This is a genomic window from Dactylosporangium sp. CA-052675 (assembly GCF_050947935.1).
In the GTDB taxonomy this organism is placed as follows: Bacteria; Actinomycetota; Actinomycetes; order Mycobacteriales; family Micromonosporaceae; genus Dactylosporangium.
On record NZ_CP192010.1, the window covers coordinates 2,874,455 to 2,889,358 of the forward strand.

The window sequence follows — 14,904 nt, forward strand, 5'->3', positions numbered from 1 at the left end:
GCAAGGTTCACGGGCCCCACGCTAGCGGCCCGGCGGCTACGGTACGCCCACGACCTTGCCGGGATTGAAGAGGTTCAGCGGGTCCAGGGTGCGCTTCACGGCCTCCTGCATCGCGAGCACCGCGGGCGAGAGCTCCTGGCGCATCCCGCCGCGCTTGAGCAGCCCGACGCCGTGCTCGCCGGTGACCGTACCGCCCAGCGCGATCGCCGCCGCGAGCATGTCCTCGAACGCCGCCTGGGCCGCGGCCCGCGCCGCGTCGTCGCCGGTCGGGGCCAGGATCAGCGGGTGCAGGTTGCCGTCGCCGGCGTGCGCGATCGTGGCGATCGTGGTGCCGTGCCGGGCCGCGATCCGCTCGATCGACGTCAGCATCTGCGGCATCCGCGACCGCGGCACGCACACGTCCTCGGTGAGCACCGGGCCGAGCCGCTCCAGCGCCGGATACGCCAGCCGGCGCGCCGAGAACAGCGCCTCCGCCTCGAACTCGTCCGTCGACTGCTCCGCCCACTGCGCCCCGGCGTCGCGGAACACCCCCGCGACCGCCCCGGCCTCCTCGTCGCCGGCCCGCCCCGGCGTGTCGATCTGGGCGAGCAGCAGCGCCGCCGCGTCGGCCGCGATGCCGAGGTGCTTCCACTCCTCGACGGCCCGCAGGCACGTGCGGTCCAGCAGCTCCAGCGCGGCCGGGAGCAGCCCCGCCCGCGTGACGGCCGCGACCGCCGCGCCCGCGGCGACGACCGAGTCGAACGCGCCGACCACGGTGCGCGGCGCCTCGCGGCGGGCCGGGCGCAGGCGCAGGGTGACCTCGGTGATGACGCCGAAGGTGCCCTCGGAGCCGGTGAAGAGCCCGGCGAGGTCGTACCCGCTGACGCCCTTGGTCGTGCGCCGCCCGAGCCGCACGACGGTGCCGTAGTCCCCGGCCGGCCCGCCGACGACGGCCTCCAGCCCCAGCATGTAGTCGCGGGTCACGCCGTACTTGAGGCAGCACAGCCCGCCCGCGTTGGTCGACACGTTCCCGCCGATCGTGGACCACGGGGCGCTGGCGGGGTCGGGCGGGTACCACAGCCCGTGCTCGGCCACCGCCCGCTTGAGGTCGTCGTTGACCACGCCGGGCTGCACGACCGCGACCATGTTCTCGGCGTCGATCTCCACCACCCGGTGCATCTTCGACAGGTCCAGGATCAGCCCGCCGTCCACCGCGTTGGCCCCGCCCGACAGGCCGGTCCCGGCGCCGCGGGGCACGATCGGCACCCCGCGCTCGGCGCACGCGGCGACGATCCGGCTCACCTCGGCGGTGCTGCGGGGGCGGACGGCCGCGACCGCCTTGCCCGCGGGCGCCCACGCGGCCTCGTCGCGCGAGAGGCCGGCGAGCACGTCCGGGTCCTCGATCACGTCGAGGCCGCCGAGCAGGTCTTTCATCCCAGGACTCCAAGATCGCGGCGTTGGTGGCGTCGGGCTCGTCGAGGTTCGCGGCTAGTGGGCGGTGAAGCCGCCGTCGACCGGCAGCGTCACGCCCGTGATGTAGGCGCCGGCGTCGGAGACGAGCAGCAGCAGGGCCCCGGCCACGTCCTGCTCCCGGGCGAGGCGGCCCAGGGGTGTGCGGGCCTCGTAGCGCCGCACGAACGACGCCGGCTGCGTGCCGTCGGCGAGCCCGCCCGGCGCCAGGCAGTTGACCCGGATGCCGTGCGGGCCCAGCTGGCACGCCAGGTGGCGGGTCAGCCCGGACATGCCCGCCTTGTCGTAGGCGTAGAACAGCGGCATGGTCATCGCGGTGCCCTCGTACAGGCCGAAGTCGGGCCCGGTGATGCCGTAGATCGAGCCGATGTTCAGGATCGCGCCGCCCGAGCCGCGCTCGACCATCCGCCGGGCCACGGCCTGGGTCGCGAGGAACAGGCCGCGGGAGTTCGCGGCCGAGGTCGCGTCCCAGTCGGCGGCGGTGGTGCCGAAGAGGTCGCCGCCCTGCCGGTGCACGGCGTTGTTCACGAGGACGTCGGCGTCCAGGCCGCCGAGGCCGGCGATGGACTCCGGGTCGGTGAGGTCGAGCGCCAGGCCGGAGGCGGCGAGCCCGTCGGCCCGCAGCGCCGCGGCGGCCGCGTCGGCCCGGTCCGGGTCGCGCGAGGTGACCACGACGTGCGCGCCGGCCGCGGCCAGGGTGCGGGCGATCGGGGTGCCGTAGAGGCCGGTGCCCCCGGTGACGATCGCCGTGCGCCCGGCCAGCGAGAAAATGTCCAGGATGCTCATGCGAGCAGCTCCTCCAGATCGGCGCCGTGCGGCAGCGGGCCGGAGCCGGCCAGCGACGACAGGGCCTGCACGTCCTTCCAGCCGGCGCCGGTGGCGACCAGCACGACGCGCGCCCCGGCGGGCAGGCGGCCCGCGTCGGCGTCGTCGAGCAGCCCGGCGAGGGCGGTGGCCCCGGCCGGCTCGACCGACACGCCGAGGCGGACCAGGCGGGCGTGCGCGGCCGCGACCCGCTCGTCGGTGACCTCGGTGAGGTGCCCGCCGGAGCCGGCGACGGCGGCCGGCACGTCGTCGTCGAAGAGGGTGGCGACCTGCAGGCCGGAGATGCCGGTGGTGCTCGGCTGGGGCAGGACGCCGGGGCCGCCGGCGAGGGCGTCGCGGACCGTCGGGCAGCCGGCGGGCTGGACGGCCACCAGCCGCGGCACCGCCCCGCCGAGGTCGCGGTAGCCGCGCCACAGGGAGGCGTAGAGGCCGCCCCCGCCGATCGGCGCGTAGACGTGCGTGGCGTCCGGCGCCTGCTCGGCCAGCTCGTAGGCGATGGTGCGGGCGCCGTACATGATCTCCGGGGCGTACCGGCCGCCGGTCAGCAGCGCCAGCCAGCCGTGGCGCGCGGCGGCGGCCCGCACCTGCTCCGCCACCCGCAGCGTGGTGCGGGGGTCGTGGCCGAGGCCGTCGGTGAGGTACACCCGCGCCCCGGCGGAACGGATCTGCACCAGCTTCTCGGGCGGGGCGGTGGCCAGGGCGAGCAGGACGACCGGCCGGCCGGCCCGGGCCCCGTAGGCGGCCGCGGCCGCGCCCCCGTTGCCCGACGACGTGCCCACGACGCCGCGCAGCGACCGCTCGCGCACCAGCGACAGGGCGACGGCGGCGATGCGGTCCTTGAACGAGCCGGTCGGGTTGAGGTGCTCGGCCTTCACGCGCACCGTGACGCCGGCCGGCAGGCCGAGCGCGTCGGTGACGTCGAGCAGCGGGGTGCCGCCCTCGCCGAGGCTCACCGCGTGGCGCGGGTCGGCCAGGGGCAGCCGGTCGGCGAAGCGCCAGATGCCGGGCGCGCTCACGCGACGACCCGGGCCGGGGCCGTGGTGCGCGGCAGCGCCGTCACGTCGACCGGGCAGACGCCGGGCGTGGCGACCTCGATCGCGTGGGCCGCGTCGGGGAACGCCGAGCGCCACGCGACCGCGCCCTTGGCGACGATGACCGCCACGGTGGCCGGGTCGATGCCGACCGACGTGAGGTGCTCGCGGTGAAACGGCGGGGTCGCGCGCTCGGTGACGACGATCCGCAGGCCGCCGGTCTGCAGCACGACCGTCGTGCCCATCTGGAACGTCTGGCCGGTCATCCACGACCCGGCCGTCGTGTAGGCGCCGTCGGTGACGCCGAGGATCCGCGCCGTGACGTCCACGGGGCTGCCGTGCCGGGCGTCGGCCTTCGCCCCCAGCGCCGTGGTGATCGTCCCGCCCACGCCGATCCCGGCCGCGACGCGCGCGACCTCGGCGTCGGCGATGACGACCACCGCGTCCGGGGCGCCCTGGGCGAGCAGCTCGGCCAGCAGGGCCGTGCCGTCGCCGGGGCTCCCGCCGCCGATGTTGTCGGCCACGTCGGCGAGCACGACCGGCCCCGGCGTCGCGAGCGCCTCGCGCACGGCGGCCCCGACACCGGGGCGGTGCACCGTGAAGTCCTGCGCCTCGACGTCGGCGACCGTCTCGTTGGCGACCCGGGCGGCCGCGGCGGCGAGGTGCGCGTCGGCGACGACGAGCACCCCGATGCCGGCCCGCTCCACGTCGCTGTACGCGAATCCGGGCGTCAGCGAGACCCGGGCGCACCCGGCCGCCGCGGCCCGCGCGCGGGCGCGTTCGAGCAGCCCCCGCATCGGCTCGGCGTCGGTGGACTGGGCGAGCGGGCAGGTGAGCAGCGGCGCCTTGGCCAGGGTCGTGCGCAGCGCCCGGCCGCCCAGGACCTCGGCCAGCAGGGCGGCCGCCTCCCGCCCGCGCTCCCACATGTCGACGTGCGGGTACGTGTCGTAGGCGAGCACGACCTGGCACGCGCCGACGAACTCGGGGGAGGGGTTGGCGTGCAGGTCGAGCACGGCGGCGACGGGCACGGCGCCGACGACCGCGCGGACGCGCCGCAGCAGCAGCGCCTCCACGTCCGGGGTGCCCTCGGCGACCATCGCCCCGTGCAGGTTCAGCAGCACCCCGGCGAAGGGCGCCTCGGCGGCGTCGGCGGCGAGCGCGGCGGTGAGCCGGTCCAGCAGCGTGGCGAGGGTCGCGGCCGGGGCGGGGCCGCTGGGCCAGGCGCCGGCGGAGTACACCGGCACCGGGTCGAGCTCGGTCGCGGCCAGGAAGCCGCTGATGACGGAGCGGTCGCCGTGGTGGTGGCGGCGCACGTCCTCGCCGTCGACGAGCTCGAAGGCCTCGAACGCGGCCAGGTCGGCCGGGTTGGGCCCGTACGTGTTGGTCTCGTGCCACAGCCCCAGCACCGCGACCCGGGGCGGGGTCATCCGGCCTCGTTGCGCAGGGCGCGCTCGAAGCGGGCCAGGGCGTCGGCGAGCTCCTGCTCGCCGTGGGCGGCGGAGACGTACCAGATGCCGCGCCCGGCGACCCAGATCCCGTGCTCGGCGAGGACCTTGCCGAAGCGGGTGTACCGCGCCAGGTCCAGCGACTGCAGCGAGGCGTGGTCGACGACGGTGGTGTCCGGCCGGTCCCCGGCCCGGAAGGACACGTGGAACGCGGCCGGGAGCCCCTGGACGTGCAGCGGCACGCCGTGGCGCTCGCCGATCGCGCGCAGCCCGGTCATGAGCGCGGTGCCGTGCTCCTCGACGGTGACGTAGGGCGTGCCCCGCCCCAGCACGTCCATGGTCGCCGACACCGCGGCCGCGGCCATGACCGAGGCGTTGAAGGTGCCCGAGTGGTTGACCCGGCCGTCGCCGAAGAGCTCCAGCAGCTCCCGGCGCCCGGCGATGGCCGCGACCGGCCAGCCGCCGGCCACCGCCTTGCCGTAGATGGCGAGGTCCGGGGTGACGCCGAAGCGCTGGGCGGCGCCGCCGAAGGCGAGCCGGAAGCCGGTGACGACCTCGTCGAAGATGAGCACGGCGCCGTGCTCGGTGCACAGCTCCCGCAGCCGCTCGAGGAAGCCCGGCCGCGGCGCGATCGCCCCGCTGTTGCACATCATCGGCTCGAGGATGACCGCGGCGATCTGGCCCGGGTGCGCCTCGAACCTCGCCCGCAGCGCCTCGGCGTCGTTGAACGGGGTGACGACCCAGTCGGCGAGATACTGCGGGGGCTGGCCGAGCGAGCCGGGGCCGGAGCCGTCCGGGCCGTGCGCCATGAGCACCGTGTCGAGCCAGCCGTGGTACTGCCCGGCGAACCCGATCACCTTCCGGCGCCCGGTCGCGGCGCGGGCCAGCCGCAGCGCGCCCTGCACCGCCTCAGTGCCGGAGACGCCGAGGCGGGCCATGTCGGCCCAGCCCACCGCGGCGAGGAGCTTCTCGACCGCCTCGACCTCCAGGGCGTGCTGGGCACCGTAGACCATGCCGCGCGTGACGGCCTCGGCCACGGCCGCGTTGACCTCGGGGTGCGCGTGGCCCAGGAACGCGGGCCCCTGGCCGAGCAGGTAGTCGACGTACTCCTTGCCGTCGACGTCCCACAGCCGCGGGCCGTGGCCGCGCGCGAAGAAGGTCTGGGCGGTGGGGAGCCGGACGTTGGAGTTCACCCCGCCGGGCAGGACGGCCGCGGCGCGCTTGACGAGGTCGGCGCTCATCGCGCGTCCTCGCCGGCGGGCGGGATCCACAGCACGGCGTCGACCTCGATGTCGAAGCCGGGCAGGGCGACGGGGACGGTGGTGCGGGCCGGCAGCGGGGCGCTGAGGCGCTCGGCGCAGATCGCGTTCCACTCGGCGAAATGGTCCAGGGTGCTCAGGAAGCAGCCGAGCCGCACGGTGTGGGCGAGGCTGGTGCCGGCGGCCTCGGCGAGGGCGGCGATGTGGTCGAGCACGGTGCCGGCCTGGTCGCGGAAGGCGGGGCCGGCCATGGACCCGTCGGGCCGGAACGGCCCCTGTCCGGAGACGAACAGCAGGTCGCCCACGCGCACCGCGGGGCTGTAGGGCCCGGCCACGGGACCGATGGCGGGACTTGTCACGGGCGTTGGGTACCGCACGAACACCACCGTTTCACTAGCTGCAATTGATGTTCCGTTTCGACACCCTGCCGCCCCGCCCCGCCTCCCGTCAACCCCTCGGCCCGCGAAAGATGATCTCGTCTCCCGTGTCCCGCCTGGCGCTTCGCGGCTCGCGACCGCCGGTCGCCGCCCCGGCGCGCGGCCGTGCGGGCGTCAGCGGGGCACGGCCCGGGCCGCGTCGGCCAGGGCGGTCATCTGCTTCCTGAGCAGGTGCGCGATGCGCTGGGCGTCCTCCGAGGCGAACCGCGACGCGGGCGCGCTGAGGCTCAGCGCCGCCGGCACCGCGAGGCCGTCGACCGGCACCGCGACGCAGCGGCCGTCGGGCTGGTTCTCGCAGTCGTCGAGGCCCCAGCCCCGCTCCGCGGTGAGCTTGACCTCGTTGAGGAACACGTCGATCGACGTGATCGTGTCGGCGGTGAACACGGGCATGCCGGTCTGCTCCAGGATGGCGCGCAGCCGGGCCTCCGGGATCTGCCCGGCCATCACCTTGCCGGTCGCGGTCGAGTGCAGGCAGGCCCGCTCGCCCCGGCTGGCCGCCAGGCGCACCCGCCGCTCGCTCTCGACCACCTCGACGTGCACGACCTCGATGCCGTCGAGCACCGCGAAGTTCATCGTCTCCTCGAAGCGGTCCCGCAGCTTGACCAGGGGCGGCAGGACCGCGTCGCGCAGGGCGGCGAGGTAGTCGAAGCGCTGCGGCCGGAACGCCAGGCCGAGCCGGTAGCTGCCGTCCTCGAGGTCGCGCTCGACGTAGCTGCGGGTCTCCAGCGCGGAGAGGTACCGCAGCGTGGAGCTCTTCGGCAGCGACACCGCCTCCGCCAGCGCGGCCAGTGACATCCCCGTCTCCGGCTGTTGCTGCAGGGCGTCGAGCAGGTCGCACACCCGGTCGACGGCGCGGATCGAGTACGCCGCCCCGCCGCCCTGGCCTGCGGCGTCGTCGTCTTGCATGGATTGCCTCCCCTGTTGACGGTCCGCTCATTGTGCGCTGCCCATCGTGTACCAAGCCTGTTTCGAGCATTGACATGATCCACGCGGACGACTAGAAGGTATACCACGTGCTAGAACGGCAGTTTCATTCTCGTCGCTATATTGCCGGCGCCGAAGGGAGCCCCCAGTGCCCGAGGTCGTCCCGCCCCTGATCACTCCGCTCACGCCCGCCGGTGCGCCGGACCTGCCGTCCCTGGACCGGCTCGTCCGCCACGTGGTCGCCGAGGGCGCCGACGGCGTGCTCGTGCTCGGCTCCACCGGCGAGGGCGGCCACCTGCTGCCGGACGAGCAGGAGGCCGTCGTGGCCACCGCCGCCGCGACGGGCCACGAGGTCATGGCCGGTGTCCCCGCCCTCAACACCCGCCAGGCCGCGCAGCTGGCCGCGCGGTTCGCCGCCGCGGGCGCGCACACCCTGCTGGTCCCGCCGCCGTCGATGTTCCCCCTCGCCCCGGTCGAGCTGGCGGCCCACTTCGCCACGGTGGCCGAGGCGGGCGGCCGCCCGGTGATCGCCTACCACGTGCCCTCGCGCGTGCCGAGCCCCGTCGGCCCCGCCCTGCTGGCGGACCTGGTCGCGAAGGGCGTCCTGGCCGGCGTCAAGGACAGCTCGGGCGACCTCGGCGGCCATCGGGCGGCGGTCCTCGCGCTCGGCCGCGACACGCCGGGCGTCCGGCTGCTCACCGGCTCCGAGGCCTGCGTCGACGCCGCGCTCCAGCTCGGCTTCACCGGCGCCGTGCCCGGACTCGCCAACGTGTTCACCGCCCGGCACCGGGCGCTGGCCGACGCCGCCGGGCGGGGCGACTGGGCCGAGGCGCGACGGCTGCAGGACCGGCTGGCGTACCTGCACCGCCTCTACGAGGGCCCGCACGGCGAGGCCTCCTTCACCGCCGGCGCGATCGGCGCGCTCAAGGCGGCCCTGGTCGAGCTCGGCGTGATCGAGACCGCGACCCTGAGCGCGCCCTTCGTCCAGGTGGGCACGGACGCGGCCGGGCACGTCCGCGCCGTGCTGCGCGAGGCCCGCGAGGAGCCGCGGTGAGCTGGCCGGCCCCGGTCCGGCTCACGCCGCGGGTCACCCTGGTCGGCAGCGGCACCCTCGGCTTCGGGCTCACCGACGCGCACGACTCGCACGTGTACCTCCTCGACGGCGGCACCGACGCGGTGCTGATCGACGCCGGCTGCGGCCTGGCCGCCGACCGGATCGCGGCGAACGTGCGGGCCGTGCTGCGCGCGCGGCCGGTGTCGCGCATCCTGCTCACCCACGCCCACGCCGACCACGCCGGCGGGGCCGCCGAGCTGGCCCGGCTGCTCGGCGCGACCGTGCACGCGCTCGCCCCGGCCGCGGCCATCGTCGCGGCCGCCGACGAGGACGCGTCCGGCCTGCGCACCGCCCGGCGGGCCGGCGTCTACCCGCCCCATCTGCACCCGCCCGCGGTCCCGGTCCACCCGCTGGACGCGCCCCGGCTGTCCGTCGGGGCGCTCACCCTCGAGGTGCACCCGACGCCCGGGCACGCCGCCGGCCACGCCTGCTTCTCCTACCGCGACGCGGGCGCCCGGGCGCTGTTCAGCGGCGACCTCGTGTTCGCCCGGGGCCGGGTCGCGGTCCTGGCCACGCCCGACACCGACCTGGGCGCGCTCGCCGCCGGCCTGCGGGCCGTGCGGGACCTCGCCCCGGACGTGCTGCTGCCCGGCCACGGCGCCCCGGTGCTCCGCGACGCCCGCACGCACCTGGACGCGGCGGTCGGGCACCTCGACCGCGGCGCGCTCCCGCCGGGGCTGCTGCCGTGACCGCCCTGGCCGGCAAGATCGCGGTCGTCACGGGCGGGGCCACGGGCATCGGGGCCGGGATCGTCGCGCGGCTGGCCGACGACGGGGCGCAGGTCGTGCTCGGCGCGCTCGACCAGGCCGGGGCCGAGGACGCGGCGCGGCGGCTGGCGGCCGAGGGGCGCACGCTGCTGCCGGTCGGGGCCGACCTTGCCACCGCGCGCGGGTGCCGGGCGCTCGTCGACGCGGCGGTGCGGTACCGGGGCCGCATCGACATCCTCGTCAACAACGCCGGGATCACCGGCCCCGCCGCCGCCGCGCGGTTCGAGGACTACGACGACGAGCGGCTCGACGCCGTCATCGACGTGAACCTCAAGGCGCCCTTCCGGTGTGCCCGTGACGCGGTACCGCACATGCCCCCCGGCTCCGTGATCGTCAACATCACCAGCGTGGCGGCGTACGCCGCGCAGGCCGACGCCTCCGCCTACGTCGCGGCGAAGGCGGGCCTGGCCGGGCTCACCCGCGCGCTGGGCTTCGAGCTGGCCGGGCGCGGCATCCGGGCCGTGCACGTCGCGCCCGGCGACATCGTGGTGCGCCCCGGCGGCTCGGCCCCCGGCGACGGCCCGTTCGACCGGCGCACCCCGCTCGGGCGCCGCGGCGACCCGGCCGACATCGCCGCCGCCGTCGCCTGGCTGTGCACCCCGGAGGCGTCCTACGTCACCGGCACCGGGCTGGTCGTCGACGGCGGCTGGACGGCCTACTGATGCGGAGGACGACACGATGCTCATCGGCGTGAGCGGGCTCGGATCGATCGGCCGGCAGCACCTCGCGGCCTTCGCGCAGCTGCCCGGGGTCCGGCTCGTCGCGTTCGACCCCGATCCCGGCCGGCGCGCCGCGGCCGAGGCGCACCCGGCGGTCGAGCGCGCCGTGGCCGACTACGCGGACCTGCTCGACGCCGGCCCGGCCGCGGTGGTCATCGCCGGCCCCGACCACGTCCACGTGCCGCAGCTGCGCGCCGCCGCCGACGCGGGCGCGCCGTTGCTGGTCGAGAAGCCGGTCGCGGCCACCCTCGCCGAGGCCCGGGAGGCGGCCGAGCACGTCGGGCGGGCCGGGACGGCCGCGCTGGTGGGGTACGTGCTGCGCCACCGGCTCGTCGTCCAGCGCACCCGGCAGCTGCTGGCCGCCGGCGAGGTCGGCGAGCCCGTCGCGGTCCACGTCATGCTGGGCGCCTACGGCACCATCGAGGCCGCCGTGGACCGGTTCGCCACCCCCGAGCCCGACCGCCTCTACCGCGACTACTCCCACGAGTGGGACTACCTGCGCTGGTGCTTCGGCCCGATCACGCGCGCCTTCGCGGCGGCGCGCACGGTCGGGTCGGTGCCGCACGTCGAGCGCCCGAACTGCGTCGACGGGTTGCTGGAGTTCGCCTCGGGCCTGCGCGCCACGTTCCACCTCGACTACCTCGAGCCCGTCGGCACCCGGACCGTGCAGGTGCTCGGCACCGGCGGTGCCCTGCTCGCCGACTTCGGCCGCGGCACGATCACCACCCGGACCGCCACCCGGGCCGCCAGCCGGACCGCCAGCCGGACCGCCGGCCGGACCGGGACCCGCACCGAACTGCACGAGCTGCCCGAGCCGCCGGCCGCCGCGCTCGGCCGCCAGGCCGCCCACCTCGTCGCCGTCGCGCGGGGCGAGGCCGAGCCCGCGGTGACCCTCGCCGACGGCGTCGCCGCGCTCGCCGCGTCCGAGGCCGTCCGCGCGGCCGCCGCGACCCAGCGGTGGCACTACCTGTCGTTGCCGGATTGAAACGCGCGTGCCGCATGACTCCCGCGCTCCGATCTTGACCCCGATACCACCACGGTCTACATTCCCAAAAAATAAAACGCGCGATTCACTAGATGAAACGGTGGAGGCTCGGGTGACGCAGTTCCAGATCACCGGCGTTGGCGTGGTCGTCGACGCGGTCCCCGCGATGTTCCCGGGGCTCACGCGCACCGCCGGCGGCGAGCTCGTCGCGTCGTTCTCGACCGTGCCGGACGGCTGGCCCGGCGGCACGGTCGGCGTGGTGCGCTCCGGCGACGAGGGCCGCACCTGGTCCGCGCCGCAGATCGTGGCCACCCCCGGCGACGGGCAGGACGCGATCCTCAACGCGGTCGCCATCACGACCCTGCGCGACGGGACGGTGCTGCTGCCGTACAACGGCGTGCGCTGGACCCCGGGGCTCGGCGTGGCCGGGCGGGTCATCTCCGCCCACCTGCTGCGCTCGTGCGACGGCGGCCGCAGCTGGACCGGCGGCGAGCCGATCGACCTGGACTTCCACAGCCCGGCCGTCTACGGCGAGATCGTCGAGCTGGCCGACGGCCGGCTGCTGTGGCCGATCTGGGGCCAGCGCACGGCGGCGGAGCGGTGGCGCTCGGCGCTGCTGGTCTCCACCGACGCCGGGGCGTCCTGGAGCGTCGGCCCGACGATCGCGTTCGACCCCGACGCCCGGCTCGCGGGCGCCTACGCCTCCCCGGAGGTCTCCGGGCTCGGCGCCGACGGCAACCCCGACGTCTCGGTCACCACGGACCCCGCGTTCCGGCCGCACAGCCCGATCGACGGGTTCAACGAGACCTCGGTGCTCGACCTCGGCGCCGGGCGCCTGCTCGCGATCGTGCGCCAGCAGGGCATCGGCGGCGACACCACGATGCGGCTGTACCGCGCCGAATCCGCGGACGCCGGCGCGACGTGGAGCCCGTACGTCCCCGTGGGCTTCACCGGCATGTCCCCCCTGCTGCACCGGGCCGAGGACGGCAGCCTGCTGCTGGCCACCCGCCGGTGCGCACCGGAAGGCGGCGACGGCACCCCCGGTGTCGAGGTGCGCCGCAGCCACGACGAGGGCCGGTCGTTCTCCGACCCGCTCCCGCTGGCCGACCCGCACGGGTACCGGTACACCGCCGAGTACCAGTGCGGCTACCCCGCCATGGCGAACCTGCCCGGCGGCGACGTCCTGGTCATCTTCTACAGCTTCGCTCCCGACCGGGGCCGCTACGTCGCGTGGAACCAGCTCCGGCTCGCCCAGACCCCGTGACCAGCCGGACCCCCCGTTGACCAGTCGGACCCTGTTGACCAGTCGGACCCCGTTGACCAGTCGTTTTTGACTCCTGGAAGGCTCATGATCATGCGACGACACACCCGCGCCCTGCTGGCCGGCCTCGCCGTGCTGGCCCTGGCGCTGGCCGGCTGCTCCGGCCCCAGCGGTGGCGACGCCGGCGGCAGCCGTGATGCGACCGTCCAGCTCTACCAGGCCCCGCGCGGGTTCAACCCGCTGCTGGCCTCGATCGGCCCCGACCACCTGATGGAGCAGCTGCACTGGGACTCCCTGGTCTCGGCGGCCGGCGACAGCACCTACGGCGCCCGGCTCGCCGAGCGCTCCGAGGTCAGCGCGGACGGCAAGACCTGGACCTTCCACCTCGTGCAGGGCGTGAAGTGGAGCGACGGGACGCCGTTCACCGCGAAGGACGTCGTGTTCACCTACAACCTCTACGCCAACCCGAAGAGCGGCAGCGGCTACGCCGGCAAGTTCGCGAACGTCAACGGGGCCAAGGCCTTCAAGGACGGCACGGCGACGAGCGTGGCCGGCTTCCAGGCGCCCGACGACAACACCTTCGTCATCCAGCTCGACCAGCCCAACGTCGCGTTCCTCGACGAGCTCGTCCAGCCGATCATGTTCATCCTGCCCGAGCACGTCGTCGGCAAGTTCCCGGTCGACGGGCTGACCAACAACCCGTTCTGGCGCAACCCGACCGTCGGCCTCGGCCCGTACGTCTTCTCCCGGTGGGTCACCGCCGACCAGGTCGAGTTCAAGGCCAACCCGAACTACCGCAAGAAGCTCGGCCTCGACCGGGTGTTCGCGCAGTACCTCACCACCGACGCCGCCATGGCCCAGCTGCAGACCGGCAAGCTGGACTACGCCCAGGTGGCCGCGCCCGACGCCAAGCGCGTCGAGGGGCTCAAGGGCGTGAAGCTGCAGCGGGCCGACGGCCCCGGCATCTTCGCCCTGCACACCGCGGTCGACTCCGGCAAGCTCGCCAACCCCCTGGTGCGCCAGGCGATCATGTACGCCATCGACCGCGACGCCCTCGTCAAGCAGGTGCTCAACGGCGAGGGCAAGGTCGTCGACACGCTCGTGCACGGCCCGTCGTGGGCGGTGCCGTCCGGCCTCACGCACTACGGCTACGACCCGGCGAAGGCCAAGGCGCTGCTGGCGCAGGCGGGCTGGAACCCGGCGACCGAGGTGCGCATCGAGCTCACGCCCGGCCAGCGCGACCGCGACACCGCCGCGACCATCATCGCGGCGCAGCTCAAGGAGGCCGGCATCAACGCCAAGGTGCAGAACTACCAGGCGGCCGAGCTGTCCCAGGCGATCGGCAAGCGGGACTTCGACCTGCTGATCTCGTCCTACGGCCTGTTCACCATCGACCCGGCCTCGATGAACGCCCGGCTGTCGTGCGCGGCGGTCGGCGGCACGAACATCACCGCCTACTGCAACAAGGACCTCGACGCGCTGCTGAACCAGGGCATCGCGACGAAGGACCAGGCCCAGCGCCAGCAGATCTACGCGCAGGCGCAGAAGATCGTCAACGAGCAGATGCCGATCCTCGTGATGTACGTGCCGAACACCATCGCCGCGACCAGCGACCGGCTCAAGGGCTTCGGGCTCAATCCCTCGGTCGTGGACGCGTTCTGGAACGCCGCGGACTGGTCGGTGAGCTGACCTCGCCCCCGACGGCCGCGTCTCGATAGGAGAGTGAGCGTGTGATCGCGTTTCTCGTCCGGCGCCTGCTGGTGTCCGCGGTGGTGCTCGTCGGCATCAGCGTGCTGCTGTTCGTCCTGCTGCAGCTCATGCCGGGCGATCCGGCCGAGATGATGATCGATCCGATGTCGTTCTCCGGTGACCGGGACGCGGCCGTCGCCCTGCGCCGCCACGAGCTCGGGCTGGACGCGTCGCTGCCGGTGCAGTACCTGCACTGGGTCGCCGAGCTCCTGCGCGGCAACCTCGGCTTCTCGTTCAGCAGCGGCCAGCCGGTCACCCAGGTGATGGCCGAGCGGCTCGGCCCGACGGTGTCGCTCATGGGCACCGCCCTGCTGATCTCGCTGCTGGCCGGCATCCCGATGGGGATCGTGGCCGCGCTGCGGCGCAACAGCGCCGTGGACTACGGCACGACCGTGGTGAGCCTGCTGGCCATCTCGGTGCCGAGCTTCTTCGGCGCGCTGCTGGGCATCTACGTCTTCGGCCTCAAGCTCGGCTGGGTGCCCACCAGCGGCATGCACTCGATCGGCGGCGGCGGCTTCCTCGACTCGCTGCACCACCTGGTGCTGCCCGCCTGCATCCTGGGCTTCGCGCTCGCCGGGCCCTACGTGCGCTACGCCCGGGCCGGCATGCTCGAGGTGCTCGGCCAGGACTTCCTGACCACGGCCCGCTCCAAGGGCCTGACGAGACGACGGGTCATCGGCCGCCACGCCCTGCACAACGCGCTCATCCCGCTCGTCACCGTCGTGGCGATCCAGATCCCGACGCTGTTCGCCGGGGCGGTCGTCGTCGAGCAGATCTTCGCCTGGCCCGGCATGGGCCGCATGGCGCTGGACGCCGTGCTCGCCCGCGACTACCCGATCCTGCTGGGCTTCGTGATGGCGGTCGCGGTGCTGGTCCTGCTGTGCAACCTGCTGGCCGACGTCGCCTACGCGCTCATCGACCCCCGAATCCGGCTGTAGG

At 75.1% G+C, this 14,904-nt stretch carries 14 protein-coding genes; 7 read left to right on the forward strand and 7 right to left on the reverse strand.

Annotated elements, in window-relative coordinates; translation table 11 throughout:
* Positions 1-36 precede the first annotated feature (36 nt).
* The 7 genes from ACQP1P_RS12935 to ACQP1P_RS12965 all read right to left on the reverse strand — a co-directional run bounded on the left by ACQP1P_RS12935 (position 37) and on the right by ACQP1P_RS12965 (position 7,352).
* The gene (locus tag ACQP1P_RS12935) at positions 37-1,413 is read right to left on the reverse strand and encodes an FAD-binding oxidoreductase (RefSeq protein WP_433086324.1); all 1,377 of its coding nucleotides are present in this window, start codon (positions 1,411-1,413) and stop codon (positions 37-39) included.
* A 54-nt stretch (positions 1,414-1,467) separates the two neighbouring features.
* On the reverse strand, positions 1,468-2,235 hold the full coding sequence (locus ACQP1P_RS12940; protein ID WP_433086326.1) for an SDR family oxidoreductase: 768 nt from the start codon (positions 2,233-2,235) through the stop codon (positions 1,468-1,470).
* Complete coding sequence (locus ACQP1P_RS12945; RefSeq protein ID WP_433086328.1) at positions 2,232-3,290, reverse strand: pyridoxal-phosphate dependent enzyme; 1,059 nt, start codon at positions 3,288-3,290, stop codon at positions 2,232-2,234. The genes ACQP1P_RS12940 and ACQP1P_RS12945 overlap by 4 nt, the downstream gene beginning before the upstream one ends.
* On the reverse strand, positions 3,287-4,732 hold the full coding sequence (locus ACQP1P_RS12950) for a M81 family metallopeptidase (protein ID WP_433086330.1): 1,446 nt from the start codon (positions 4,730-4,732) through the stop codon (positions 3,287-3,289). Before ACQP1P_RS12950 ends, ACQP1P_RS12945 begins: the two co-directional genes overlap by 4 nt.
* Positions 4,729-5,991: an aspartate aminotransferase family protein gene (locus ACQP1P_RS12955; RefSeq protein ID WP_433086332.1), complete on the reverse strand. Its 1,263-nt coding sequence runs from the start codon at positions 5,989-5,991 to the stop codon at positions 4,729-4,731. The genes ACQP1P_RS12950 and ACQP1P_RS12955 overlap by 4 nt, the downstream gene beginning before the upstream one ends.
* Entirely contained in the window at positions 5,988-6,368 is a 381-nt protein-coding gene (locus ACQP1P_RS12960) for a RidA family protein (RefSeq protein WP_350609367.1), read from the reverse strand. Before ACQP1P_RS12960 ends, ACQP1P_RS12955 begins: the two co-directional genes overlap by 4 nt.
* 192 nt (positions 6,369-6,560) lie before the next feature.
* Complete coding sequence (locus ACQP1P_RS12965) at positions 6,561-7,352, reverse strand: IclR family transcriptional regulator (RefSeq protein WP_433086334.1); 792 nt, start codon at positions 7,350-7,352, stop codon at positions 6,561-6,563.
* 166 nt (positions 7,353-7,518) lie between these two features.
* Between ACQP1P_RS12965 and ACQP1P_RS12970 the strand changes: the two genes are divergently transcribed.
* From ACQP1P_RS12970 to ACQP1P_RS13000, 7 genes are all read left to right on the forward strand, one after another.
* On the forward strand, positions 7,519-8,424 hold the full coding sequence (locus ACQP1P_RS12970) for a dihydrodipicolinate synthase family protein (RefSeq protein ID WP_433086336.1): 906 nt from the start codon (positions 7,519-7,521) through the stop codon (positions 8,422-8,424).
* Positions 8,421-9,173: an MBL fold metallo-hydrolase gene (locus ACQP1P_RS12975; RefSeq protein ID WP_433086338.1), complete on the forward strand. Its 753-nt coding sequence runs from the start codon at positions 8,421-8,423 to the stop codon at positions 9,171-9,173. Before ACQP1P_RS12970 ends, ACQP1P_RS12975 begins: the two co-directional genes overlap by 4 nt.
* Entirely contained in the window at positions 9,170-9,913 is a 744-nt protein-coding gene (locus ACQP1P_RS12980) for an SDR family NAD(P)-dependent oxidoreductase (protein ID WP_433086340.1), read from the forward strand. Before ACQP1P_RS12975 ends, ACQP1P_RS12980 begins: the two co-directional genes overlap by 4 nt.
* A gap of 28 nt (positions 9,914-9,941) precedes the next feature.
* Positions 9,942-10,955: a Gfo/Idh/MocA family protein gene (locus ACQP1P_RS12985; protein WP_433086342.1), complete on the forward strand. Its 1,014-nt coding sequence runs from the start codon at positions 9,942-9,944 to the stop codon at positions 10,953-10,955.
* A 112-nt stretch (positions 10,956-11,067) separates the two neighbouring features.
* Positions 11,068-12,219 (forward strand): sialidase family protein, encoded by a 1,152-nt coding sequence (locus ACQP1P_RS12990; protein ID WP_433086344.1) that lies wholly within the window; start codon positions 11,068-11,070, stop codon positions 12,217-12,219.
* 90 nt (positions 12,220-12,309) lie between these two features.
* Positions 12,310-13,905, forward strand: a complete 1,596-nt coding sequence (locus ACQP1P_RS12995) for an ABC transporter substrate-binding protein (RefSeq protein WP_433086346.1) — start codon at positions 12,310-12,312, stop codon at positions 13,903-13,905.
* A gap of 41 nt (positions 13,906-13,946) precedes the next feature.
* Positions 13,947-14,903, forward strand: a complete 957-nt coding sequence (locus ACQP1P_RS13000; protein WP_433086348.1) for an ABC transporter permease — start codon at positions 13,947-13,949, stop codon at positions 14,901-14,903.
* The last annotated feature ends 1 nt before the right edge of the window (position 14,904 follow it).